Consider the following 26,423-nt stretch of genomic DNA (forward strand, 5'->3'; position numbering starts at 1 on the left):
GCAAGAGCGCTTAGAAAGGGATGACTGGAGGCAAAAGGGATAAGGCCGGCTTTAGCCGGTCGTTCCCTTTTGCTGAAGTCACTCCCTTTCTGCTCTTGCGAACCCGACTAGATGATATTTTAAGAAATGGTATTAAGGAGCATACGTTGCGCTCTTGAACTTGGTCCTTAAAAAGCCATGGCACCGGCTCGAGCCTTGGTCTCTCGCCTAGCGAGCTTCAAAGGGATAGTAAGGCTCACGCCAACTATCCCTAATTCACATCGCTTGCTTTTTCATGGCTAAGGCCCAAGTTCAAGGCTCCACTCCTGCTCCTATTAATATTGTGAATTTAATTTAAATTAACATTGAGTAGTATCACCAAAATATCACTTATTTAATAAATTTAGAAATGAGAAAACCAGATCCACATAGTTGAGGATCTGGTTTTTGTGGTCTTATTAGGAGATGGGTTTGCCACCGCCATCCCCACTCAGGGATTTCTTTCACAAGCTGCAGTCTTTCCCACATTCAAATTATAAGGAAAAACCAGGCTGTCTGCCTGGTTTTATTGCAGCTGGCGACGGGGTGTTAGGTAGCGGTCCATGCTAGCCTTGGCGAGGATTAGGCAGGCGAGGCCGAGTGAGAGGCCGGCCAGGGTGTCGGAGAAGTAGTGGACGCCTAGGAAGATCCGCGACCAGGCCAGGGCCAGGGAGAGGAGGGCGACCAGACTGCCGAGGAGGGCCGGGTGCTTGATGCGTTGGGGCCAGAGATAGGTCAGGGTCAGGGCCAGGCTGCCGTAGAAGGCGACGGACCCCATGGAGTGGCCGCTGGGGAAGGAGTAGCCGCCGACCAGGATTAAGTGGTCGAAGAGCTCAGGCCGGGGGCGTTCGATCAGGAACTTGATGATCTGATTGATGCCGGAGATGGCCAGGAAGTTGGTCAGCAAGAGCCAGAGGGCCAGTCGTTTTTCTTTCTTATAGATGAGGTAGATCCCCAAGAGGGCGATGAAGGTCAGCTGCAGATAATTATCGCCCAGGTAGGTGAAGGCGCGGATGATCGGCACCAAGAGGGGGTAGTGTCCGCCGTAGAGGGCCGTGTTCACCGCTTGGTCCATGGCCAAGAGCGCCGGATTGCCCGTTGCGACCAGGATAAGAATAATTAAGAAAGGCAGGCCAGCCAGTCCAGCGGCCCACAGGTAGTTTGTTTTCATGATTTTCCTCCATTTAAGCAATACCTTTATTTTACGCGAATTTAAAGAAAAATAAAGTCTTTTTTAAGAGGGCTGAGAACAGACAGGGTAATCTTTCTTTGATACAATGAATGGTAAGAAGAAGAATGGAGTGACGGGATGAAAGCAGCATTTATCATTGATAGTACAGCTAGTTTGCCGGATGACTTGAGAGCGCGCGAGAATGTCTTCCAAGTGGACTTGACCATGCGCTTCCCGGACGGTAAGGAATTCGCGGATACGGCGGAACCCCAGGCGGCCCAGGCCTTCTATGATTACTTGGAGGCTTCGCCGGAACTGCCCAAGAGCTCGCAACCGGAACCCCTGGCCTTCTACCAACGCGCCCAGGAGATTATTGCGGCGGGCTATGATACGGTCTTTGCGATCTTCCTGTCGGGGCAGATCAGTGGGACCCTGCGGACGGCGCGCATGGTGCTGGATGAGTTCGCGGACCAGTTCAAAACCTACTATATTGATTCCAAGGGGACCTCTTATCAGATGCAGCATATCTTAATCGAAGGGCTGGACATGGTTGAATCAGCTTGGCCGGCTAACCGCCTGGCGGAAGAGCTCCAGTGGATTGGCGATAATTCCCGGGTCTATGTCATGATTCAGGACCTGGATACCTTCGTCAAAGGGGGCCGGGCTTCTTCCCTAACGGCCAAGTTAGGGAGCCTCTTACGGATCAATGTGGTGGCCTACTTCAATGCCGCGGGTGAGGTGGTCCTCTATGATAAGTTGCGGACCAAGAAGAAGGTTATCCAGGCCTACCAAGACTTGGTCGATGAAGCGCTGGCGACTTATCCTCAGGGAATCCGCCTGGCCTTTGCCCACGGGGGAGTGCCGGAAGAGGCCGAAGAATTCAAGGCAGCTATCCACGGCCAGCACCCCGAGCTCGACTGTATGATCGGCTACCTGACGCCAGTCTTAGGGACCCACGGCGGCAAGGGCTCGATCGGGATGGGGACCCTGGCTAAGCACCGGCCCCTGACTGACTAAGTGAGAAATCTTTTAGGTATTTTCCCTTGCATTCTTGCCTTTTTGGGCGTATACTTTGGGGAGTGCCGTCATGGCATGACCTAGTACTTAGTCTTTGCGAGTCACCGACGATTGACTCAGTTCTAGGCAAAAATATAGAAAGAGGTGTTGTCAATATGGCAATTTCAAAAGAAGAAAAAACACAAATTATCGAAAAATATGCTACGCATGAAGGGGATACTGGGAGCCCAGAAGTACAAATCGCTGTACTTACCGCTGAAATCAATGCGCTGAACGCCCATGCCCAAACTCATAAGAAAGACCATCATTCTTACCGTGGTTTGATGAAGAAGATTGGTCACCGTCGTAACTTATTAGCTTATTTACGTAACAAGGACGTTACTCGTTACCGTAACTTGATCCAAAGCTTAGGTTTACGTCGCTAATTCGATGTCAAAAAAGCGAGATTCGAGCAATTGGATCTCGCCTTTTTATTAAGGAAAATGAGCTTTTGTGGGGAATTGTGCTATGAGCATACGTTCCGTCTTGAAAGTGATCGTTAGATATTTAGAGGGTCGAGCACGGCTGGTGCCGTCTCGTACTTTATCCGTACGTCGCTTTGCTCCTACGGCTAAAGCAGCACCGGTTCGGGTCAAGGTCCCTCACCTAGCAAGTCTCAAACGGTGCGTACGGCTAGCGCCTACGCTCCGTAATTCGCTTTAGTTGGGTTCCAGCCTAGCAGAAATAGCTCCTCTTCACAAAGAGTCGTCGAAGACTTTCAGTCTTCTCTGCCTCTTTGTTCCAGAGGTCTATTTCTCCCGCTAGCCTTCACACCCTGAAGCTTGTTCATGGCTAAGGCCCAACTTCAACGCTGCACTCCTGCTCATGAGTGTATTCCAAGCTGATTTTGCTTTGGGGATTGGTTAGGGGTTGTGCAGGGAGCTGTGCTGTAAGTATACCTGCTGCTTTAATCCTGGGTAGTGTTAAAAGTTATTTTTTATGAAATGTTAAGTTAGTGAAAGGGGCGTCTGTAATTCCTACTAACCAAAGAAGTGGGGCCTGGTCTTGGATGGGGCTTTAGTTCTTTGTTTAGTAGTTTACGACGCCATGCAAAAAATAGAAAAAGGAGCATGACATGTCTGAAGAAAAGAAAGTCTACAAAATGAATTGGGCGGGCCGTCCTCTCCAAGTTGAGATTGGCCAGCTGGCTAAGCAAGCTTCGGCGGCAGTTCTCGTGCGTTACGGGGAGACCGTGGTTTTAACGGCTGTGGTTGGGGCTAAGGAGCCTAAGGAAGGGCAAGATTTCTTCCCCCTCCAAGTTCTTTATGAAGAGAAGATGTACGCTTCCGGGAAGATTCCTGGCGGCTATATCAAGCGTGAAGGTCGGCCAAGTGAGCACGCGACTTTGACGGCGCGTTTGATTGACCGGCCCATCCGTCCGCTCTTCCCAGAAGGTTATAAGAATGATGTCCAAGTGATCAATACCGTGATGTCTGTGGATCCGGATTGCAGCCCTGAGATGGCAGCCATGTTCGGCTCTTCCCTGGCGCTTGGTATCTCCAGCATTCCTTTTGAAGGACCGATTGCGGGCGTGAATGTGGGCCGGGTGAATGGCGACTTGATGATCAACCCAACCGCCGACCAAGCGGCCCAGTCAGACCTGGAATTGACCGTGGCAGGGACCTCCAAGGCCATCAACATGGTGGAATCTTCAGCCGCTGAACTGAGCGAAGACGAGATGTTGGTTGCCCTCATGTTCGGCCACGCCAATATCAAGGAAATGACTTATTTCCAACAACAAATCATTGATGAAATCGGCCAGGAAAAGGTTGACTATGTGCCGGAAGCCTTGGATCCTGAGCTGGAAGCGGAAATCGTGACCAACTACCACCAACGCATGGTCGAAGCTATCCAAACCTTCGACAAGCTGGAACGGGAAGAAAATATCCAAGCCGTTAAGGATGATATTCTGGCGGTCTACGATGCCCGCTTCATAGAGGACGAAGACTTTATCCAGATCCACCAACAAGTGGCGGACCTGGCGGATAAGTTGGAATACAATGAAGTCCGCCGCCTGATTACGGATGACAAGGTCCGTCCTGATGGCCGTCAAATCGACGAAATCCGGCCTTTATCTTCTGAAGTGGGCCTCCTGCCTCGGGCGCACGGGTCCGGTCTCTTTACCCGGGGCCAAACCCAGGTTCTATCGGCTTGTACCCTGGCGCCCCTGTCTGAAGCCCAACACATTGACGGCTTAGGGCCAGAGCATGACCAACGCTTTATCCACCATTACAACTTCCCGCAATTCTCTGTGGGCTCTAACGGCCGCTACGGCTCACCAGGTCGTCGGGAAATCGGCCACGGGGCGTTGGGCCATCGCGCTTTGAGCCAGGTGATTCCGGAAGAAGAAGACTTCCCTTACACCATCCGCTTGGTGGCTGAAGTCCTCGAATCTAACGGGTCTTCTTCCCAAGCTTCCATTTGTGCGTCAACCCTGGCCATGATGGACGCAGGGGTTCCGATTAAGGCACCAGTTGCTGGGATCGCCATGGGCCTTGTCATGAACGAAACGGATGAAAGCAAGTACACCATTTTGACTGACATCCAAGGCCTGGAAGACCACCTAGGCGACATGGACTTCAAGGTGGCAGGGACCGCTGAAGGGATTACTGCCCTCCAGATGGATATCAAGATCAAGGGGATTACCGAAGAGATCCTGCGTGAATCCCTGGCCCAAGCCAAGCAAGCGCGGATGCAGATCCTGGACCAAATCACTTCAACCATCGCTGAACCGCGCGCTGAATTGAGCAAGTATGCGCCTAAGATCGGCAAGATCCGTATCGATGAAGACCAAATCAAGGTGGTTATCGGTAAGGGCGGCGACACCATCAACGGCATCATCGACGAAACCGGCACCAAGATCGACATCGCGGATGACGGCCTGGTGACCATCTACTCCGACGACCAAGCCATGATCGACCGCGCCATCGAAATCATCGAGCAGCTGACCCTGAAGATTGAAGTCGGCCAAATCTACGAAGGCAAGGTCTTCCGTATCGAAAAATTCGGTGCCTTTGTCGATCTGGCTCCCGGCCAAAACGGCATGATCCATATCTCCGAACTCCAACACAAGCGCACCAACAAGGTCGAAGATGTGGTCAACATCGGCGACATTGTCCGCGTTAAGGTGATCGAAGTTGACGACCGCGGCCGGATCAACCTCTCTTTGAAGGCGCTGACCGATGAGGATGCGGAATAAGATCGGATGGGATGCTTGAGCATGCGGATTGCTTTTGAAACCATTGAATAAGAAAACAAGCAGCTAGTGACCTGGATCAGGAAACTAGCTGCTTTTTTGTATCTTTTGATGGGTTCGTGTTAGCCATGGGGGAGGGACAGGAGCAACCGACATAAGTGAGACGATCTGTCGCTAACAGGTGAAGAAAGGGGAGGGGGCACCGGCATATTCAAGTGAGAAGATGCCGAATCAGGGGTCGCACCGGCATATTCAGAGAGGAAGATGCTGGATCGGACATTGAAACTGCCAAATTGCGGTTGAAGAGACGAGAACGCCTGTCTTAGCACAGTGCTTTTCAACAAAAAATCCTCCAGCATCAGGCTGGAGGATGGATAGGTAGAGGACAAAAGCGTAAAGCTTTTGTCACAGCTTATAGTTGGGTTCAACTTGGCAAACTCGGAGTGATTTCACAAGTCTGAAACGAGCGACTACTTCGCTCTTATTCTGATTTGCTCCAATCATCCGAGTCTAAACGCCCAGTCTCACACCCTTTGTAGTCGGGTTCGGTCGCGCAGAAGTGGCTCCTCTTCACAAAATCCCTCCGAAGTCTTTCAGACTTCCTCGGTCTTTTGCTCCAGAGGTCCACTTCTACCCGCGCGCCCTCACACCCTAGTTGGGTTCGCAGTTGCAGGCTTGAAGTGACTTCACCCAATCGGAACGACCGGCTTTCAGCCGTTCTTTTCCGTTTGGGCTCCAGTCATTCTAGCCTGAACGCAACTGCTCACACCCTTTAGTAGTCGGATTCGCAAAGGCAGAAAGGGAGTGACTTCGGCAAAGTGGAACGATCGGCTTACAGCCGCTCTTTTCCTCTTTGCTTCCAGTCATCCCTTTCTAAGCGCCTTTTCTCACACCCTTAGTCGGGTTCAGACTAGCAGAAATAGCTCCTCTTCGCAAAAGATCCGCCGAAGACTTTCTGTCTTCTCTGGCTCTTTGCTCCAGAGGTCTATTTCTCCCGCTAGTCTTCACACCCTTACAGAATCGTAATGGCTTGACCGTTATATTCAAGGTTGAACTTGCTGATTGGTAGCCAGTGTCTTGCGCCGAGGTCGTAGGCGGGGTTCTTACCACCGGTCATGGCTCCCTTGTTGGCGTTGGAGTAGAGGGGGTCATAGACGCGGAAGGCGTTGTTCTTGTAACCGGTGATGACCTTGCAGTGGTTACGGACGTTGTCGCCTGGTTTTTGGTAAGAGGAGTAGCCGTAGTAGAGGACAGGGTTGCCGGCTAGGACGGTGTCGATAATCTTCTGGGTGCTGGCGCCTGTGATGTTGGTGACGCCAGAGTGGTAGGTCTTGAGGTAGTTGGTCAGACCTTTTGGATTGATGACCCAGCCGAAGCCTTGGCCGGTGAAGACGTCGCCTTTTTGGCCGTTGGGGTCGCTTGGGTACATTGGGGTGTTGCGGATGAGGGTATCGAGGTTGAAGTCGACATCCTTAGAGCCTAAAAGCATGGCAGATGCAGCGCCGGCACAGCCCCATGGTGCGAAGACGGGTTTGTATTGGCTGACATAAGGCACATGGTTGAGGACGCGTTCAGGGGCGATGGCCTTGGCGTCGATCCAACCGCGCGTTCCGTCGGCTAGGGTGATGTTAACCCAGTCGGCCCGGTTAGTGGAGGCTTCTTGGTTGACGGTCACGGTTTGTCCGGTGTATGCCTTCATTTGGCCCCGTGACTTGATGGTTTCAAAGCCTGGGATGCCCCAAGGTTTGGAGTCTAAGGTATGGTTGCCGTGGGTGAGGCGGGCGGAGTAGTTGACATTCTTAGGTTGAGCAGTGTAAACATCCACTTGGCCCTTGGTTAAGCCGGCCCGGTCGAACCAGCCGCTGGTCCCGTCAGCTAGGGTAATGTAGGCCCAGTCGGCACGGTTGGTGGAGACTTCGCTACTTACCTTGACTTGGTCGCCGGTATGGCGTTTCATGTCTGAGCGGCTAGCGATGGTTTTGTAGCCTGGAATTCCCCAAGGTAGGGTATCGAGGGTATGGTTGCCGTTCGAGATGGTAGCGGTGTAGTTGACTGATTTTTCAGGACTGGTGTAGCTATCGACCTTGCCCCGGGTCAAGCCCTTGATGTCGAACCAGCCGCTGGTCCCGTTAGCCAGGGTGATCAGTGCCCAGTTGGCCCGGTTGGTGGAGACTTCTTGTTTAACTTGGACACGTTCACCTTGGTGAGCTTTCATGTCTGAGCGGCTAGCAATGGTCGTGTAGCCAGGAATGCCCCATGGGAGGGTGTCTAAGGTGTGGTTACCGTCAACGATGGTCGCCACATATTTAACGTCCTTGTGGGCAGAGGTGTAGTCATCGATCCCGTTGCGGCGCTTAGGACCATGGCCTGCTTTGAGGCCGGCACGGTCGATCCAACCTTCTAGCCCATCCTGGAAGGTCACATAGGCCCAATTTGCCCGTGTGGTGGACACTTCTTTAGAGACTTGGACGTTTTGGCCGCGACGGGTCTTCATTTGGGCCCGGCTGCGGAGGGTTTGGTAACCTGGGATCCCCCAAGGCTTGCTGTCTAAAGTATTGTCGCCGTCAGTGAGGTGGGCGGTATAATTCACATCCTTAACCGCGCTGGTGTAAGCATCGCCTACGCGTTGGACGCCCTTGACATCGATCCAGCCGGTCACTTTGCCGTCGAGGCTATCGATGTAGACCCAGTTCGCGCGTTCGGTCGAGACCCCTTGGCTGACCTTGACAGAGGTCCCCACTAAGTTCTTGTAAGCGTTACGGCTGACCAGGTTTTGGTAGTCCTTGGTTCCCCATGGCTTGGAGTCGATGGTGTGGTTGCCCACCAAGCGGCCATAGTAGTTCAAGCTCTCCACATCGGAGGTATAGCGGTCGAAAGGCAATTTCTTGCTTAAGGCTTTGCGGTCTACCCAACCTGCCAGGCTATCTTGGAAGTTGATATAGGCCCAGTCGGCGCGCTCGGTTGAGATGTAGTAGGAGACCTTGACCAAGTCGCCTTGGCGGTCCTTCAAGTTGGCGCGGATGGTTTCATAGCCTGCGGTACCGTAAGGACGGGTATCCAGGGTATGGTTGCCGGATTGGAGGGTCATCCATTCATCGGTCGCTTGGAGCTGGCTGGTATATTTTTCACCACTTTGGTTCTGGGTATCTAGCTTGGGTTGGCTGACCTTGGTTTTTTCCTTGCCAACTACAATTTCGGGCTGCTTGTCGAGGTCGCCCGCATAGTAGCCTGCTTGGCCGCTTGCCTTTTCCGTCTTTTCAACAGGAGCAGGGGCTTCCACAGTTTCCCTTGCGCTAGCTTCGTCCACGGCTGGTGCTTGGTCTTGGCCAGTTAGGCTCGTGTCTTCAGCTTGGGGCTGGAGGCTTTCTTCGTTTTGGGCATCGGTCGCCAGTTCATCTGCCGCTACAGCTTCAGGGCTATAGAGGAAGGCGGCTAAGGCGAGGTTAGACGCCAAAAGTAGGTGTGTTTTCTTCATAGGTCTCTCCTTCGATTAATATCTGATTAAGTTTACACAATCGCATTTATTATAGGCAATCCCCGCCACAAAAACAAGGCCCAAAGCCCGGCCTGACGGAATTTTATAAGCTCCTAATAATGTCGTTTAGGAGTAAAAATGATAAAATGATGAGAATGCCACACATTTCTTAAACAAGGGCCCGGCTTTTTTCCAGGAGAAAGGAGAGGGACTGGGACAAGCCAGCGCTTAAAAATTCATAAAAAGCCCGTCTTTGTCTGACAAATATGATACAATAAGGCTATTAATAAAAAAATCATGAGAGGGCTATGAGACGGCCTTCGGATAGAAAAGTGAGGAAGAGCTATGACTAAAGAATATACTGTTGCGATCGTGGGTGCTACTGGGGCTGTTGGGGAACAATTGTGTGACTTACTGCCCCAAGCCCAAATCCCTGTGAAAGATGTGAAACTTCTCGCCTCTGCCCGGTCAGCTGGTAAGACTCTGGCTGTGGGCGACAAGACCTATGAAGTGGAAGAATTAACGGAAGACTCCTTCGATGGGGTAGACATCGCCATCTTCTCTGCTGGCGGGGCCCTCTCGGAAAAATTCGTCCCAGCGGCGATTAAGGCAGGTGCGGTGGCTATCGACAACACCTCAGCCTTCCGTATGGACCCTGATACGCCATTGGTAGTCCCAGAAGTCAACCCAGAAGCCTTGAAGGACCACAACGGCTTGATTGCCAACCCGAACTGCTCCACCATCCAAATGGTAGCGGCCCTCAAGCCAATCCACGATGCTTACGGGCTCAAACGCGTGATTGCATCGACCTACCAAGCGGTATCCGGTGCGGGTGCGGAAGCCATTGAAGAAACCTTGGCCCAATCCAAGGCAGTGGTGGAAGGGAAGGAAGTCCCTCAAGCTGAAGTCCTACCTTGTGCAGGGGATGAAAAGCACTATCAAATGGCCTTCAATGTCCTGCCACAGATCGACAAGTTCCAAGACAACCATTACACCTTCGAAGAGATGAAGATGACCAATGAAACCAAGAAGATTATGGGGCTCAAGGACCTGCCTGTTTCCACCACTTGCGTCCGCGTGCCTGTACTTCGTGCACATTCTGAGAGTGTTTATATTGAAATTGGCGAAAATAATGTTACAATTGAAGCGATACAAGATTTATTGCGCCAAGCCCCTGGCATTGTGGTCGAAGACGATATCCAAAACCAAGTCTACCCACAAGCCATCAATGCAGAAGGGAAGAAGGAAACATTTGTCGGCCGGATCCGTAAAGATTTGGATGTTCCCAATGGCTTCCACCTCTGGATTGTTTCCGATAACTTATGGAAGGGTGCGGCCTTGAACTCTGTGCAAATTGCTGAAGAGATGATCAAGCAAGACTTGATTTAGATCACTTGAATTAAAATCTTTTATCGCCTTAGTGCTAGTCAATTGATCAGTCAAGGACCAAGTTCAAAAGCGAAAGGAATGCTCATCAGCACCCTATAAAAAAGTAAAATAAGATTTTAAAATAAAGACTAGTTTCAGAAGCAAGCACTCATGCCGGATTAGAGGGTTGGAGTGCTCTGTTTCTGTCTAGGGATAATTCATTTAAGGAGGTTTCTATGAGCGAAATAAAATTTATTTCCTTGGGAGGCGTCCGTGAGAATGGGAAGGACATGTACATTGTTGAGATCGATGACATGATCTATATCCTGGACTGCGGACTTGTCTACCCACCCAATGAAATGTTAGGGATCGATGTGATGATTCCTGACTTTACATACCTAAAAGAGAATGAGGACCGGATTGCCGGGGTCTTCTTAACCCACGGCCATCCCGATGCCATCGGGGGTCTGCCTTATCTCTTAAAAGAAGTCCAAGTCCCTGTTTTTGGGACGGAGTTGACGATTGAACTCTTGAAGGTGATGAGCCGGTCCGTCGGCGTGAAGAATTTCAAGGACTTCCATACCATTGATGACGATAATGAGATTGATTTTGGCGATGTGGTAGTCAGCTTCTTCAAGACCACCCATTCCCTGCCAGACTCAGTCGCCATTGTCCTGAAAACATCCGAAGGCAACATTGTCTATACCGGCGACTTCAAGATGGACGCCTCAGTGTCCAAAGACTACGCCACAGACTTTGCCCGGATTACCCAGGTGGCTGAAGAAGGGGTCTTGGCCCTGCTCAGTGAATCCAGCAAGGCTGCTTCCTACTTCGAGAATGCCTCTGAAGTAGTGGTTAAGGAGTCTCTCCAGGATGAAGTCCTGAAGGCAGAAGGCCGGGTCATTGTGTCTGCCGTGGCCTCCAATCTGATGCGCCTCCAGCAGATCATTGACGTGGCCCAGTCAACCGGCCGCCATATCTTCCTCTCAGGCGAGGCCCTGGAACAAATTATCGATGTGGCCATCCGCCTGGACAAGCTCAAGCTGCCAAGCAAGGACCTGATCCAACGCACGGAACAATTGGGCAACTACAAGGATGAAGAGATTATTATCCTTGAGACCGGTAAGTCCGGCGAGCCCCTCTATGCCCTCCAACGCATGGCCAAGGCCCGGGGCAATAAGCAGCTCAAGATCAAGGAAGGCGACCTGGTTATCCTAGCCACCACCCCGAATACCGACATGGAAAAGGTGGTTCCAGAAACCAAGGACATGGTTTACCGGGCAGGAGGCCATACCCTGGAACTCTCTTCCAAGTACCATACCTCCGGCCACGCTTCGCCTAAGGACCTGCAGTTCATGCTGTCGATCCTGAAGCCCAAGTACCTGCTCCCTGTATCGGGGGAATACCAACTCATGCATGCCCACAAGCAATTGGCTGAGCAGATTGGTTTTACGGACGACCAAATCTTCCTCTTGGACAAGGGCGATGTCCTGACCTACAAGGACGGCAAGATGACCCTTGGCCAGCAGGTTCCCGCCAGCAATGTCCTCATCGATGGATCTGGTATTGGCGATGTCGGTAACATCGTGCTCCGCGACCGGACCATGCTGGGTGAAGACGGGATCTTCGTGGTTGTCCTGACCATTTCCCGCCGTGAAGGCAAGATTTTGGCTGGACCAGAGATCATTTCCCGGGGCTTTATCTTCATGAAGGAAAGTGAAGACCTGCTCCAAGAATCGAGCGAGCGTGTCCGCCGGGTCGTCCTTGAGAACCTGGAAGACAAGAACTTCCAATGGTCCAAGCTCAAATCCGGTATCCGGGACGAATTAGGTAAATTCCTCTTCAAGCAAACCAACCGCCGCCCCATGATCCTCCCTGTGATTATGGAAGCTTCCAATTACCGCAAGGGACGCAAGAAGAAGGGCGGAAAGAAAGGATAGATTATGCAAGCATCACAGCGATTCATGACAATCATTGAAGGCTTCTTACTGGCGTTACTGGCTGGGCTCTTGCAGCTGGTCTTCCCCGCTGAACTGGGGGAGACGGGACTGAGCCTGGAGATGGGACTCGTCTTGATTCTCTTCTACGCCTTCCGCCGGGGCCCCTTGCCAGCCTGCCTGGCAGGTGCTTTGGTGGGCTTAATCCAGCTCTACCAGGTGCCTGACGCACTGACCAACTGGCCCCATAGCCTAGCCTTGGTCCTTGCCTCAGCCGCTGTCGGTTTAGCCGGACTCTTCGCCCGCAACCTCCAGCGAACCTTGCATAATCGACGGATGTCTTCAGTCTATCTCAACCTAGTCACCGGTTCCTTCATTGGTGTCCTCTGCTACTTTATCTGTCGCTTCATCGACCAGGCCCTCGTCCAAGGCGCCGCCCTAGCCGAAGCCTTCCGCAGCAACGGACTCAGCTTCCTCCTCAACCTAGGCATCGCCCTCGCCATCCTGGTCGTCACCCTCAACGTCTCAGCCAAATACTTCATCCCCCGCTACACCAAATACATCTCCCGCAAAGAACGCTCAAGACTCTTGAATGACTAAAGGGTGTGAGACTTGGCGCTTAGGCTCGGATGATTGGAGCAAGTCAGAATAAGAGCGAAGCATTCGCTCGTTTCAGACTTGTGAAATCACTCCGAGCCTGCCAAGTCGAACCCGACTACAAAGGGTGTGAGCAAAGGCGTTTAGAAAGGGATGACTGGAGGCAAAGCGGATAAGAGCGGCTGCAAGCCGGTCGTTCCACTTTGCTGAAGTCACTCCCTTTCTGCCTTTGCGAACCCGACTAGGGTGAGAGGGCACGCGTTGCCTCTGAGAGCAGATAAGAGCTCGTCAATTGACATTCGCATAGCTTGAACGCCAATTGATCCTTAAGCCTTCACTTTTTCCAAGCGTATTCCAAAACAATCTGACCAATCCAACCAAAATACTTCATAATCCAAAAAGAGGCCGAAGCTTTGTGGTTCTTTATTTTTTAGTATTGGTGATCGACGGCTCCTTAAAAATGGACCAGAAAATTATTTTTGAGCAGTAATGAAGCGTTGAATTAGGCCCTTAGCCATGATTAGCAAGCGAAGCGAATTACGGTTCGTAGGCTTTAGCCGTACGAACCGTTTGAGTCTCGCTAGGTGAGGGACCTTGGCCCGAACCGATGCCATGGCTTTTTAAGGGCCAAATTCAAAAGCGGAATGGATGCTCACCAATACGATTTAAGTTTGAGCCATCTTTGTCTCGGCCTCTTTTTTAAGAGGTGACTGCATGTTAGAAACAACCCGAACGGTTTTAGCCAATTTATTTTCGCTCTTCATTATTGCCAATACCATCCTGGCCATCTTCACGGTCTTCCGGCAGCGTCGGCCCGTGACTTCCATCTGGGCCTGGCTCTTGGTTCTGATCCTCCTGCCAGGTTTTGGCTTTATCCTCTATTTCTTCGTGGGACGCCGCTTGTCCGACGATAAGATTTTTTCCCTGTCCCAGCAACAGGTCATGGGGATGAGCAGCCTGGTTGATAAATATATGGATGACGATGGGGTGCACCGGGACTTGAAGGCCTATCCCTCCAGCCAGCAGAGTCTGATCAAGCTCTTCTACCAGACGGATGATGCCCTCCTGACCAATAGTAATGACGTGGACCTCTATGTGGATGGTAAGGCTAAGATGGCCCAACTTCTGGAAGATATCCGCCAGGCTAAGGACCATATCCACATCCAGTACTATATCTTCAGCTCTGACGAGATGGGCTCGCAAGTGGTCGAAGCCTTGGCCGAACGAGCAGAAGCGGGGATCAAAGTCCGCCTGCTCTATGACCCCCTAGGCAGTCGGAAGCTCAGCCGCAAGGACCTGAACCGGCTCCAAGAGGCGGGGGCGGAAACCTCGGCCTTCTTTAGCCGGGGCTTTTGGCTGATTGACCTGCGCCTCAACTTCCGCAACCACCGCAAGTTGGTGATTATTGATGGGAAGCTCGGCTATATCGGTGGCTTCAATGTGGCCAAGGAATATATTGGCTTGGGGCCGCTAGGTTATTGGCGGGACACCCATCTCCGGGTCCGGGGCGAGGCAGTCCAAGCCCTGCAGACCCGCTTTATCCGCGACTGGTGTGCTTCCATGGATTATAGCTACGATGACTTCCTTGAAATCTCCGACGATGCCCGGCTCTATTTTCCTGTGGTGGACGAGGCAGACCATGGCCATGTGCCTATGCAGATTGTCTCTAGTGGGCCGGAAGACGATACGGACCAGATCAAACTCGGCTACATCCAGTTGATCAATTCAGCCGAACACTCCCTCTACATCCAGACCCCTTATTTTATTCCGGATGAGAGTGTCTATGAAGCCTTAGAAATTGCGGCACTCTCAGGGGTCGAGGTCCATCTGATGATCCCTTGCAAGCCCGACCACCCCTTCGTCTACCGGGCGACGGAGTACTACTGCCGGGAGATTATCGATAAGGGCGTCCATGTTCACCGCTATGACAAGGGCTTCCTCCATTCCAAGGTCGTGATTGCGGATGATGATGTGGCTAGTGTGGGGACCGCGAACTTCGATATCCGGTCTTTCAGCCTGAACTTTGAGGTCAACGCCTTCGTCTACGACAAGGACCTGGTCGCCAAATTAAAAGCGGCCTACCAGGATGACTTAAAGGTATCGACGGACTTGGATGCGGCCTACTTCGACCAGCAATCCTGGTTTAAGAAACTCCGCCAGAACCTCTCCCGCCTCCTATCGCCCATTCTATAGTACAAGAAAAAAGCTGCCCTCAAACGGAGAGGACAGCTTTTTTTTAATGATTTAGATGGTGCAGGTGAGCATACGTTGCGCTTTTGAATTTGCCCTTAAATGGTCAGAGCTTCAAGAATGGCTGGATAGGCCCGTGCTAACTTTCAACTAGCAGCTCGGTTTGTAAGTAGAGAGTGGTCAACTTGCGAATGGCGCTCTTGTTAGCAAGTAGGATCGCGGCAACTTTCGAATGTAGGCCTCGTTAGCAAGTAGGGTCGCACCAAGTCGCAAACGGAGCTCTGATTAGCAAGTAGGATCGCGCCAAGTCGCAAACGGAGCTCTGATTAGAAAGTAGGATCGCACCAAGTAGCAAACAGAGCTCTGATTAGCAAGTAGGATCGCACCAAGTAGCAAACAGGTTCTCGATTAGCAAGCAGCCTACTCCCTCACCATAATGAAAACAAGCTAGCAAGGGCCTTGCTAGCTTGTTAATCTTTACTTGATATGTTAATCATTGTGCTTGCCCCTGTATGGGACTCATTTATCAGATAGGGAGTGATTTCGTGAGTTGGGAACGTGCAAGCAGAGCTTGTCCTTATCCCGACTGACTCCAAGAATCAAAGCTGAACGCTTTTGCGGTCACCCTCCTTATGCCTTTTCAACTATTTCAATACCATTAACAGCCTGGATCCGGTCCAAGGCGATGAGATGGGTGACGGGGTTGAGGGCTTCAGCGAAGATGATGCGTTCTTTCTGGCTGTCGATTTCTTTGACGCTGCCAAAGAGGATGTCCTTGGTCAGAAGAGGGCCGTTTTGCCGGCTGACGGTCAGGTAGATGGGTTGCCCCTGCTTCAAGGCCTGGTCTAAGCCTTGGGCGATGGCCAGGGCAGGCATGGTCTGGGTCAGCTGGCTCGCTTGGGCGGCCGAACGGGGCTTGGCTACCTGGGGCGCTTGAACTTCAGCCAGCTGGTTCACAGGGGTGAAGAGGGCTTTTAGACGTTGGTAATGGGATACTTTTTGCATACTGAGGCTCCTTTTCTCTAAGATAATGGGTAAATGATGGCAATCACCGGAACAAACGTTCTGTAACCCTAGTATAGCGAACGCTTGTTCCCTTGTCAATAGCCAAACAAAAGATTTGATTCATGGTATAATAGAGCTATTAGGACGGTGAGCAGGCAATCGGATAAAAAAATTGTAATCTTACTGTCAAAGGCTGAGATTTATGTTACTATAGTTCTTATACAAATTCAGAGGGTGAAAGGTGTTCTATGAAATCAAAAGGATTATTAGTTGTTTTATCAGGCCCTTCTGGGGTGGGCAAAGGCACCGTGCGGAAGGCCTTGTTTGATACAGACCATGATCGTAACCAATTCTTCTATTCTGTCTCAGCGACGACACGTGAAGCGCGCCAGGGCGAAGTGAATGGCCAGGACTATTTCTTCGTCAGCCGCAGCAAGTTCGAACAAATGATTGAAGAAGAGCAATTATTGGAGTATGCCGAATATGTGGGCAACTATTATGGGACCCCCCTGGCTTATATTGAAGACATGACCATGCAGGGTAAGGACGTCTTCTTGGAGATTGAAGTCCAAGGGGCCCTCCAGGTGAAGCGCCGGATGCCAGACGGGGTCTTCATCTTCCTCGCGCCACCAAACCTCGGGGAACTAGAAACCCGGATCGTCAACCGCGGCACAGACGCCCCTGACGTTATTGCCAAGCGGATGGAACAAGCCCGGGCCGAACTACAATTAATGACCCAGTATGACTATGTCGTTGAGAATGACGACGTATCCAAAGCTGTTGAGAATATCCAAACCATCATCCAAGCGGAACACTTGAAGGTAGACCGCTTTATCGATGATGTCGTTGAAAATTACTTAGATGAAGGAGAGACTGACTAATGATTATTTACCCATCCATTGACCGTTTACTCGAAAAAGTGAACTCCAAATACTCACTCTGCAGCGTATCTGCCAAGCGGGCCCACGACCTACAAGTCAACCACAATCCTATGCTTAACGAATACCGCTCACCCAAATACGTCGGCCAAGCCTTAGAAGAAATCACTTCCAACGACCTCGTTATCGACCCCGAATCGCTAAGATAGGGTGTGAGACTTGGCGGTTAGAAAGGGTTGACTGGAGGCAAAAGGGATAAGAGCGGCTGTAAGCCGGTCGTTCCCTTTTGCTGAAGTCACACACCCTTTCTGCCAAGACGAACCCGACTATAGGGTGTGAGGGTGCGCGGTTAGCTTCCTTTCACTGGAGCAAGTCACCAGAGCAGTCTGGAGGACTGCGGCGGAGACTTGTGAAGTGACAAGGAAGCTGCGCAACCGAACCCGACTGGATAGGGTGTGAAGGCTAGCGGGAGAAATAGACCTCTGGAGCAAAGAGCCAGAGAAGACTGAAAGTCTTCGGCGGCTCTTTGCGAAGAGGAGCTATTTCTGCTAGCCTGAACCCGACTATAGGGTGTGAAGGCGCGCGTTTAGGCTCGTATGATTGCATTCAACAGTCCTGAGCGCAAATCGCCTGAACCCCCAAACAGAAGCGCCAAGTGTGGATAGACGAGCTTTAATCCACAAATAGCCCCTTCAAGTGTGGCTTCACAGGATTCAATCCACAAAGAAGCTCCGAGTGTGGCTTGCCAGCCGCCAATGACTAAAGAGGGGTGGCCAAGCTGATCTGCGCACGCTCATTCTGCTCTTTTGGCGGAAGCATACAAGTTTAGAAGCTGGAATTATTGTCCGGCTTTTTTCTTTTATCCAGGAAACATTTTTCCAGGGAAAAAATTTGTTTCTGGTCCTGAATCGTTTACAATGGAAGAGAAGAATTTTTTAGGGAGGGGGATTTTGTGACTCAGGCGATTGCACGTGTGATTGTGGATGTGCCGACCCGGCAGACAGACCAATCCTATGACTATGCCATACCTGACGACTTGCTGGGATTTGTCCAACCTGGCATGCGGGTGGAGGTGCCCTTTGGTGTGCGGGAGGTCCAGGCCTATGTCTTAGAGCTGGTGTCAGAAACGGCGTACGAGGGTGAGCTCCGCCCCCTGACGGCGCTCTTAGATGATGTTCCCGTCCTCAACCAGGAGCTCTTGGACTTGGGCCGTTATATGGCGGACCATTATTTTTCCTTCCTGGTGACGTGTTACCATGCTATGCTGCCGCGCTTGCTCAAGGTCAAGTATGAGAAATACTTCCGGCCCACGGAGCAGCTCTCCTATATGGACCACCAGTATTACTTCGCGGACAAGACGGCCTATGCTTGGAGCCGGGCCGACCAGGAGGGCCAGCTCAAAAATTTGCTCAAGCTCAAGGACCAGGGCAAGCTGACCCTGGAATACCGGGTGGAGGACCAGAAGCAGGTCAAGACGGAAAATTGGATCCAACCCTTGCTGGACCGAGAAGACCTGGAAGTTGAGCATGCCAAGCTGTCTAAGTCTGCCCATAAGCAGGTCCTCCTCTGTGAATTGCTGATGGAGCTCGAGGGCAAAGCCCTGCCTACCCGGACCCTGCGCGAAGACTATGATCTCACCATGCAGACGGTCCGGGCGGGGGAGCGCAAGGGCTGGCTCAAGGTCTATGAGCAGGAGGTCCGCCGCGATCCCCTAGCTGACAGCGACTTTGAGCCGACCCAGGCCCTGCCCCTCTTGCCCGAACAGGCGGCGGCCTATGACCAGGTGAGCCAGGCCATGGATGACCAGTCCGACCAGGTCTTCCTCCTCCAAGGGGTGACAGGGAGCGGGAAGACCGAGGTCTACCTGCAGCTTATCCAGAAGGCCCTCAGCGCTGGGCAAAAGGCCCTGCTCCTGGTGCCAGAGATTGCCCTGACCCCGCAGATGGTCCGCCATCTCAAGGGACGCTTTGCCGACCAGGTAGCTGTCCTCCACAGCCAACTCTCGGTGGGGGAACAGTTCGATGAATGGCGGCGGATCCGCCGCCAAGAAGCCCAGGTGGTGGTGGGGGCCCGGTCCTCGATCTTTGCCCCCTTGGATAACTTGGGCCTCATTATTATCGATGAGGAGCATGAGACCTCCTACAAGCAGGCTGACCAGCCCCACTACCATGCCCGGGACCTGGCCAAGTGGCGGGCGACTTACCACCACTGCCCCTTGGTCCTGGGCTCGGCGACCCCATCCCTGGAATCGCGCGCCCGGGCCCAGAACGGGGTCTACCAGCTCTTGACCATCCGCCAGCGGGCCAACAAGAAGCCCCTGCCCCAGGTAGAGATTGTGGATATGCGCGAGGAATTCCGCCATAAGAACTACTACCAATTCTCCCGCAAGCTCCGGGATGCCATCCAGGCCACCATCGACCAGGGCCAACAAGTAGCCTTGATGCTCAACCGCCGGGGCTTTGCGTCCTATATGATGTGCCGGGACTGCGGCTATGTCTTCAAGTGCGAGCACTGCGATGTGAGCCTGACCTACCACTATCACGCCAAGTCGCTGGACTGCCATTATTGTGGCTACTCCATCCCCTTGCCCCAGCGCTGTCCGCTCTGCCTCAACCGGCACTTGCGCGACTTTGGGACCGGGACGGAGCGGGTCCAGCAGGAGATTGAAGAGCTCTTCCCCCGGGCGAACTTGGTGCGGCTAGATAACGACACCACCCGGCGCAAGGGGAGTACGGCCCGGCTCCTCAAGCAGGTCGAGACGGGGGAGGCTGATATTTTGCTGGGTACTCAGATGATTGCTAAGGGTTTGGACTTCCCCAATATCACCCTGGTCGGCGTGATCAATGCGGATACGGCCCTCAACCTGCCGGACTTCCGCTCCAGCGAGAAGACCTTTCAGCTCCTGACCCAGGTCAGCGGTCGGGCGGGCCGGGGCGACTTGCCGGGCCGGGTCTTTATCCAGACCTATAACCCCGACCACTATGCCATCCAGCTGGCCCAGAGCCAGGACTATGACCGCTTTTATCAAAAAGAAATGAGCTTTCGCAAGCTCAACCACTATTCACCCTATTACTACACCATCCGCTTGACCGTCTCCCACTTTGACCAGAGGGAGGCCCAGTTGGCAATGACCCGGCTGGCCCGCTTGCTCAGGGACTATGACCAGGGGCAAGATACCCGGATTCTAGGGCCCAGCCAAGCGCCCATTGCTCGGATGAAGAACCGCTATTATTTCCAGCTCCTCTTCCAATACCGCAAGCGCCAAGGCCTCGACCAAGTCTTCAAGGAGATCCAGGCCATCGCCCAGGAGTGGAGCAAGAAGCAAGTCTATGTTGCTATTGATGTTGAACCCATGTCATTTATCTAGGAGGTACTATGAAAAAAATTGTCTTTATGGGCACGCCCGATTTTGCTGTGAAAAGTCTGCAAGCCCTCTTGGACCAAGCTGATTACCAGCTGGTTGCCGTGGTGACCCAGCCGGACCGTCCAGTGGGGCGGAAGCGGCGGCTGACGCCAAGCCCTGTTAAAGAACTGGCCCAAGCCCACGACTTAAAGATCTTCCAACCTGAAAACATTGGCCAGGACCAAGAAGTGGCCGACTTCTTTGCCCAAGAGGAAGTGGACCTCTTGGTAACGGCGGCTTACGGGCAATTCCTGCCCCAGTCCCTGCTCCAAGCGCCCAAGTATGGGGCGGTCAATGTCCATGCCAGCCTCTTGCCCAAGTACCGGGGTGGGGCGCCTATCCACTATGCCATCTGGAAGGGGGACAAGGAGACGGGGGTCAGCCTGATGCGGATGGTGCCTGCCATGGACGCTGGCCCTATCCTAGCCCAGGCCAAGGCCCCCATTGACGACCAGGTGACCGTCGCCGAAATGTTTGACCGTTTGGGAGATCTTGGTGCTGAGCTCTTAGTCGCTAAGCTGCCGGAACTTTTTGCGGGGACCCTCGAAGCAGTTGACCAAGACGAGAGCCAGGCCAGCTACGCCCCTAATATTAAGAAGGCGGAGGAGCGGATCGATTGGAAGGAGCCGGCTCAGGCCATCCACAATAAGATTCGGGCCTTCAATTCTTGGCCGGGTGCCTATGCCCTCTATGAGGACCAGCGCTGGAAGTTTTGGCGGACCGAGGTCTTGGCGGGCGAAACGACGGACAAGGCCCCGGGAACCGTGGTCCGCATCCAGAAGAAACCTGCCCAGTTCGTCATTGCGGCGGGTGACGGCCAGCTCCTCAATGTCTTAGAGATCCAACCTAACGGCAAGAAGGCGATGGCTATCGCAAGTTTCATTAATGGGGGGGCTGGGCAAATTGACGTCAACGACCGCTTCGAATAAGCCCAGCCTCAAGCAGACGGCTCGCTACCAGGCCATGGAGACCCTGACTGCCGTCTTCCAGGAGGGGGCCTATGTCAACCATGTGTTGAGCCAGACCATCCAGGACCAGGCGGTGGCTTCAAGGGACCAGGCCCTCTACACCCAGCTAGTCTACGGGACCATCCAGTATCAGATCCCCTTGGAGGCCCTCTTTGAGCACATGGTCAAGCGCCCTAAGCGCGTCAAAAAATGGCTCAAACAGCTCCTGCTTTTAAGCTATTATCAGTATTATTACCTGGATGCCATCCCTGAACACGCCATTGTTAATGAGGCGGTCCGGATCGCCAAGAAGCGGGGCAATGTCAGCCTGGGCCGCTTTGCCAATGGCGTCCTCCGCAATAGCTTCCGGACCTATCCGGACCTGGAAAGCTTCATTGAAGCCAAGGCGGCAAAGGAAGAAGAAGCGTCTAGCCTCCGTTACAGCCTGCCCCCATACTGGGTGGCCTACTTCAAGGACCGTTTCGGGGAGGAGGCCGAGGCACTCATGGCCTCCCTCAACCAGGCCCCGGCGACGGCTATCCGTATCTTGGACGCAGACCGGGCAGAAGCTATCGTCCAAGGTCTAAAAGAAGCGGGCTATCATTTGCAAGCTAGTCCCATTAATCCGGCGAGCTACCGGGTGACCAAGGGCAATCCGGCCAATAGCCAGGCCTTCCAGGAGGGTTTAATTACTATCCAGGATGAGTCGGCCAGTCTAGCGGCCCAGGCCCTCCAAGTCCAAGCGGGCGACCAGGTCCTCGATGCCTGTGCTGCGCCGGGAGGGAAGACGGTCCAGCTGGCCCAGGCAGTGGGGAGTGGAGGCCAGGTCTATGCCTATGATATCCAGGAGAAGAAGCTCCCGCTGATTGAGGAGAATCTCCAGCGGACGGGGCTCAGGGATCGGGTCCAAGTCGCCAGCCGGGATGCCAGGAACTTGGGCCAGGACTTTGCCCCTGAGAGCTTGGACCGGATCTTAGTGGACGCCCCTTGCTCTGGGGTGGGCCTCTTCCGCCGCAAGCCCGACACCCGCTACCACAAGCAGGCAGCTGATTTGACCGCCCTCCAGTCCATCCAGCTAGCCATCCTGGAAGAAGTGACCCCACTTTTGAAAAAGTCTGGCCTTTTGACCTATAGTACCTGTACAATAACAGAAGAAGAGAACCAAGCCGTGGTGACTGCCTACCTGGACCGCCACCCTGAGATGGTGGTTGAAGCTGTCCCACTTGCAAGGGAGGCTTTAGAGCGGGCTCAGACAGCGACCGGGTGTTTGGAAATTCTACCTCATTATTATTCCAGTGATGGCTTTTTTATTGCCAACTTTAGAAAGAAGACAGAGGGAAGTGATTAGATGGAAGTAGCGAAGCTAACAGATATCGGGATCCAGCGCAAGGAGAACCAGGACCAGCTGGGGGATTTCTATAACCAGTCCGGCCAGGCCCTCCTGATCCTGTGCGATGGTATGGGGGGACAGAATGCCGGCGATGTGGCCAGTGAGATGGCTCTCTACCAGGTGGGTAAGGCCTGGGAGGAGACGGTGGAGATGACCCACCAGCGGGCCAGAGACTGGTTCCAGCTGATCTTGCAGGATGCCAATGACCGCTTGATTGAGAAGTCCCAACAATTCCAAGACTTAGAGGGGATGGGGACGACGGTGGTGGCCATTGCGGTGATGGGCCGGGAAGCGACCATTGCCCATATTGGCGATAGCCGGGCCTATCAGATCCGGGATGGGGCCATTAAGCAGATTACCAAGGACCATTCCTATGTCCAAGAGCTCTTGGACCTCAATATGATTTCCGAAGAAGAGGCCCGGTCCCATCCACAGAAGAATATTATCACCCAGTCCCTGGGCGTTAGTCCGGACTTCTATGTGGATATCGACCGCCTCCATCTCTACCCGGACGATGTCTTTGTCCTCTGTTCGGATGGCTTGAGCGATATGTTGGCGGATGAGGATATCTTGGCCATTATTGGCCACTACCCCCACTTGGATGAATCCATCCAGCGTTTGATTGAGGCGGCCAACCAGGCGGGCGGCAAGGATAATATTTCAGTGATTTTGGCACGGATTGAGGGGAGCGACTAGTATGCGAATTGGGCAGCTCATTGATGAGCGCTATGAGCTCTTAAGTCATATCGGTTCTGGTGGGATGGCCAATGTTTACCTGGCCTTCGACCACATCCTCGAGCGACAAGTTGCCATTAAATTTTTACGTTTAGACTTAGATGATGAAACGGATTCTATCCGCCGCTTCCGGCGCGAGGCCATGTCCATCACGGAACTCGACCATCCCAATATTGTGGATGTCTATGATATCGGGGACAAGGAGCGGGAGAATTATATTGTCATGGAATATGTGGACGGCAAGGACCTGAAGACCTATATCCGAGACAACCACCCCCTCTCGCCCCAGACCTACCAGGCCATCATGTTGCAGATTCTCGACGGGGTCCAGTGTGCCCATGACCACGGCATTGTCCACCGCGACCTGAAACCACAAAACATTATGGTCAAGGCGGACGGGACAGTTAAGATCATGGACTTTGGGATTGCGATTATTTCAACGGAAACCTCCATTACCCAGACCTCGACCATTATCGGCTCGGTCCATTATTTGTCGCCGGAACAGGCCCGGGGAAGCTTGGCGACGGCCCAGTCGGACATCTATTCGCTTGGGATTGTTTCCTTCGAGATGCTGACGGGCCATGTGCCCTTCGATGGGGAGTCGGCGGTCTCTATCGCCCTCAAGCACTTCCAAGAAGACCTGCCCGCCCTGGATGCGGAGCGGTCCCATATCCCCAACAGCATCCAAAATATTATCTATAAAGCGACTGCTAAGGAGCCCAAGGACCGCTACCAGACCTGCCGTGACATGGCTCAGGACCTGGCGACGGCCTTAGATGCTGAGAATTTGGAAGTACCCCTGGTCAACAGCCCGGGACTGGCGGATGAGACCATTATCCTGGCCAAGCCAGACCTAGAGGCAGACCAAAGCGCCGACCAGCTGGACCAGACCCTGGTCTTAGCCCGTCCCGAAAGCGCCACAACGGCGGCCCAGACTGAAGCGTCTATGGAAGAGGAAGCAACCCCGATTCCAGTAGGCGACCGGCCCCATCGCGACCAGAACCAGGGAGTCTGGGCCAAGTTCCAGGACCTGCCCCGCTGGCTCCTGGCGGCTGGCCTGGTCGTCCTCTTACTCCTATCGGTAACGGTCTATTCGGCCATGACCCGGGTCAAAGTCCCGGATGTGGCTAAGATGAGCCCTGACCAAGCCGTCCAGCTCATCCAAGAAGCGGGCCTCCAGCTAGGCCAGCAAGAAGAGGAGTCTTCAGAAGAAATCCAGGATGGCCAGGTGACGCGGACAGATCCTGAAGCCAGCAGCCGGGTCAAGGAGGGGTCGGCGGTTGACCTCTATGTGTCCACTGGGCCCAAGAAGGTCACCTTGAAGGACTACCGCGACCAGCCTTTTGACGAGGCCAAGCGCGAGCTGGAAGAAGAAGGCTTCAAGGTCAAGAAAGAAGAGGTCTACGATAACCAGATCAAGGCCGGCCATGTGGTCAGCCAGAAGCCCGGCTCCGGCCAGGAAGTCCAGGTTAAAGACACCACGGTGACCTTGAAGGTAAGCAAGGGCAAGGAGACCTTTGAGCTCCAGGACCTATCCGGGAAGACCCAGTCTGAAGTCCAAGCCTATGCGGATTCAATCGGCCTCCAGCTGACGACGTCCAGTGAATATTCCAACCAAGTCACCGCTGGCCGGGTCATTCGCCAAAGCCCAGGCTCTGGGACCAAGGTCCAAGCCGGTGACAGCCTATCGGTCGTTCTCTCCCTCGGCCCTGAGAAACCAGCCACCGTCCAATTCTCCCATACCATCACCATTCCTTACAGCGACCCTGGTGAAAGTGAGGAAGAGGAAGAAGAAGAGAGCCGGTCCTCATCCAGTAATGCGTCCAGACACTCCCGGCAAGAGCGCCGGAACGAGACGACGCTCGGCCGTCGCAGCCTGACAGAACCGACCGCTGTGTTTAAGTCTTGGCGGTCCTGGCCAATCTGGACCCAGGTTCAAGCCAGCGAATGGCTGACTGACCGGCCCCTCCTAAGCCGTGGCGAGAACCAGATTGAGATTTATATCGATGACTACAACCATTCCTATGCCAGCCCCGTGGACAGCTTCACCATTACGCGAGACACCTCCTACACCCTAGACTTTGAGACGGTGGAAGGGGATGTGGCCTCCTTCAAGGTGGTCCGGGATGGCAAGACCATTATAGAAAACCGGGTGAAAGCCAGTGACTAAGACAGATTATGAGGGACAGATTGTCCACGCCCTGAGCGGCTTCTACTATGTGGAAGAAGCCCAGTCCCATAAACGCTATGAGACCAGGGCGCGCGGCCAATTCCGCAAGACCAAGACCAGTCCCTTGGTCGGCGACTATGTGCGTTTTATTGCCGACCAGGAAAGAGAAGGGCTGATTACGGACATCCTGCCCCGCAAGAACCAACTCCAGCGGCCGCCAGTGGCCAATATCGACCTGGCCTTCCTGGTGGTCTCGGTCAAAGACCCCAGCATTTCGCCCAAGCTCCTAGACCGTTTCTTGGCCTACTTGGCTTATGAAGGGATTGACGTCGTCCTCTACTTCAGCAAGATGGACCTCTTGGATGAAGCGGAAAGCGCAGAAGTCCAGAACTTCCTAGCCATCTATGAAGATATCGGCTATCAGGTCTTCGTCAGTGATGCCCTGGACCTAGCCGACCTGGAAGATCTTAGCCAGGGCCAGACCATGGTCGTCGTCGGCCAGTCTGGGGTAGGCAAGTCCACCCTGCTGAACCGTTTGCTGCCCGAGCTGAACTTGGAAACCGCAGAAGTTTCCAAGTCGCTCGGCCGCGGCCGGCACACCACCCGGGATGTCCAATTGCATGACCTCCTAGGCGGCAAGTTCCTGGACACCCCCGGCTTCTCCTCCATCGATTTGCCAAATATGGAAGCGATCGAATTAACGGCTTGTTTTCCCGAGATCCAGGCCTTCGCGGCAGGCTGCAAGTTCCGCGGCTGCCTCCACCGCCAAGAACCCAAGTGTGCGGTCAAGGAAGCGGTGGCGGCGGGTGAGATTGCAGACTCCCGCTATGCCTCCTATTGCCAGCTCCTCGATGAACTGGCCCAGCGTAAACCCAAGTATTAGAATC

18 protein-coding genes are annotated in these 26,423 nt (G+C 53.4%); 15 read left to right on the plus strand and 3 right to left on the minus strand.

The window, feature by feature from the left end:
* Positions 1-544: 544 nt before the first annotated feature.
* Positions 545-1,189 (minus strand): phosphatase PAP2 family protein, encoded by a 645-nt coding sequence (locus F6I03_RS05595; protein WP_070430535.1) that lies wholly within the window; start codon positions 1,187-1,189, stop codon positions 545-547.
* Between the two features lie 138 nt (positions 1,190-1,327).
* On the opposite strand from F6I03_RS05595, the gene F6I03_RS05600 reads away from it, so the two are divergent.
* From F6I03_RS05600 to pnp, 3 genes are all read left to right on the plus strand, one after another.
* Complete coding sequence (locus F6I03_RS05600) at positions 1,328-2,206, plus strand: DegV family protein (RefSeq protein WP_070430534.1); 879 nt, start codon at positions 1,328-1,330, stop codon at positions 2,204-2,206.
* Between the two features lie 155 nt (positions 2,207-2,361).
* Entirely contained in the window at positions 2,362-2,631 is a 270-nt protein-coding gene (gene rpsO, locus F6I03_RS05605; protein WP_067972344.1) for a 30S ribosomal protein S15, read from the plus strand.
* 689 nt (positions 2,632-3,320) lie between these two features.
* Positions 3,321-5,444, plus strand: coding sequence for a polyribonucleotide nucleotidyltransferase (gene pnp / locus F6I03_RS05610; RefSeq protein ID WP_070430533.1), 2,124 nt, complete (start codon positions 3,321-3,323; stop codon positions 5,442-5,444).
* A gap of 1,009 nt (positions 5,445-6,453) precedes the next feature.
* Here pnp and F6I03_RS05615 read toward each other — a convergent pair.
* Complete coding sequence (locus tag F6I03_RS05615; protein ID WP_070430528.1) at positions 6,454-8,916, minus strand: GW dipeptide domain-containing protein; 2,463 nt, start codon at positions 8,914-8,916, stop codon at positions 6,454-6,456.
* A gap of 345 nt (positions 8,917-9,261) precedes the next feature.
* On the opposite strand from F6I03_RS05615, the gene F6I03_RS05620 reads away from it, so the two are divergent.
* The 4 genes from F6I03_RS05620 (at position 9,262) to cls (ending at position 15,011) form a co-directional block, all read left to right on the plus strand.
* Entirely contained in the window at positions 9,262-10,305 is a 1,044-nt protein-coding gene (locus F6I03_RS05620) for an aspartate-semialdehyde dehydrogenase (RefSeq protein ID WP_070430527.1), read from the plus strand.
* A 215-nt stretch (positions 10,306-10,520) separates the two neighbouring features.
* Positions 10,521-12,224 (plus strand): ribonuclease J, encoded by a 1,704-nt coding sequence (locus F6I03_RS05625; protein ID WP_070430526.1) that lies wholly within the window; start codon positions 10,521-10,523, stop codon positions 12,222-12,224.
* 3 nt (positions 12,225-12,227) lie between these two features.
* Entirely contained in the window at positions 12,228-12,821 is a 594-nt protein-coding gene (locus F6I03_RS05630; RefSeq protein ID WP_070430525.1) for an energy-coupled thiamine transporter ThiT, read from the plus strand.
* 711 nt (positions 12,822-13,532) lie between these two features.
* Positions 13,533-15,011, plus strand: a complete 1,479-nt coding sequence (gene cls / locus F6I03_RS05635) for a cardiolipin synthase (protein WP_070430524.1) — start codon at positions 13,533-13,535, stop codon at positions 15,009-15,011.
* 627 nt (positions 15,012-15,638) lie between these two features.
* Here the strand turns inward: cls and F6I03_RS05640 are convergent.
* Positions 15,639-16,013 carry a hypothetical protein gene (locus F6I03_RS05640; RefSeq protein WP_070430523.1) on the minus strand — a complete coding sequence of 125 codons (375 nt, stop codon included), beginning with the start codon at positions 16,011-16,013 and terminating at the stop codon, positions 15,639-15,641.
* Positions 16,014-16,261: 248 nt separating this feature from the next.
* Here F6I03_RS05640 and gmk point away from each other — a divergent pair, with 248 nt between their 5' ends.
* The 8 genes from gmk to rsgA all read left to right on the plus strand — a co-directional run bounded on the left by gmk (position 16,262) and on the right by rsgA (position 26,419).
* The gene (gene gmk, locus F6I03_RS05645) at positions 16,262-16,894 is read left to right on the plus strand and encodes a guanylate kinase (RefSeq protein WP_070430522.1); all 633 of its coding nucleotides are present in this window, start codon (positions 16,262-16,264) and stop codon (positions 16,892-16,894) included.
* The gene (gene rpoZ, locus F6I03_RS05650; RefSeq protein ID WP_070430521.1) at positions 16,894-17,100 is read left to right on the plus strand and encodes a DNA-directed RNA polymerase subunit omega; all 207 of its coding nucleotides are present in this window, start codon (positions 16,894-16,896) and stop codon (positions 17,098-17,100) included. Before gmk ends, rpoZ begins: the two co-directional genes overlap by 1 nt.
* 743 nt (positions 17,101-17,843) lie before the next feature.
* Positions 17,844-20,258 carry a primosomal protein N' gene (gene priA, locus F6I03_RS05655; RefSeq protein WP_070431504.1) on the plus strand — a complete coding sequence of 805 codons (2,415 nt, stop codon included), beginning with the start codon at positions 17,844-17,846 and terminating at the stop codon, positions 20,256-20,258.
* 8 nt (positions 20,259-20,266) lie between these two features.
* Positions 20,267-21,223, plus strand: coding sequence for a methionyl-tRNA formyltransferase (gene fmt, locus F6I03_RS05660; protein ID WP_070431503.1), 957 nt, complete (start codon positions 20,267-20,269; stop codon positions 21,221-21,223).
* Positions 21,198-22,589, plus strand: a complete 1,392-nt coding sequence (gene rsmB / locus F6I03_RS05665; RefSeq protein WP_168160484.1) for a 16S rRNA (cytosine(967)-C(5))-methyltransferase RsmB — start codon at positions 21,198-21,200, stop codon at positions 22,587-22,589. The genes fmt and rsmB overlap by 26 nt, the downstream gene beginning before the upstream one ends.
* A complete protein-coding gene (locus tag F6I03_RS05670; protein WP_070431501.1) occupies positions 22,590-23,327 on the plus strand; it encodes a Stp1/IreP family PP2C-type Ser/Thr phosphatase in 738 nt (245 codons plus the stop codon).
* 1 nt (position 23,328) lies between these two features.
* Positions 23,329-25,536, plus strand: coding sequence for a Stk1 family PASTA domain-containing Ser/Thr kinase (gene pknB / locus F6I03_RS05675; RefSeq protein ID WP_070431500.1), 2,208 nt, complete (start codon positions 23,329-23,331; stop codon positions 25,534-25,536).
* Positions 25,529-26,419, plus strand: a complete 891-nt coding sequence (gene rsgA / locus F6I03_RS05680; RefSeq protein WP_070431499.1) for a ribosome small subunit-dependent GTPase A — start codon at positions 25,529-25,531, stop codon at positions 26,417-26,419. The genes pknB and rsgA overlap by 8 nt, the downstream gene beginning before the upstream one ends.
* The last annotated feature ends 4 nt before the right edge of the window (positions 26,420-26,423 follow it).

Source organism: Aerococcus sanguinicola (assembly GCF_008726925.1).
GTDB lineage: Bacteria > Bacillota > Bacilli > Lactobacillales > Aerococcaceae > Aerococcus.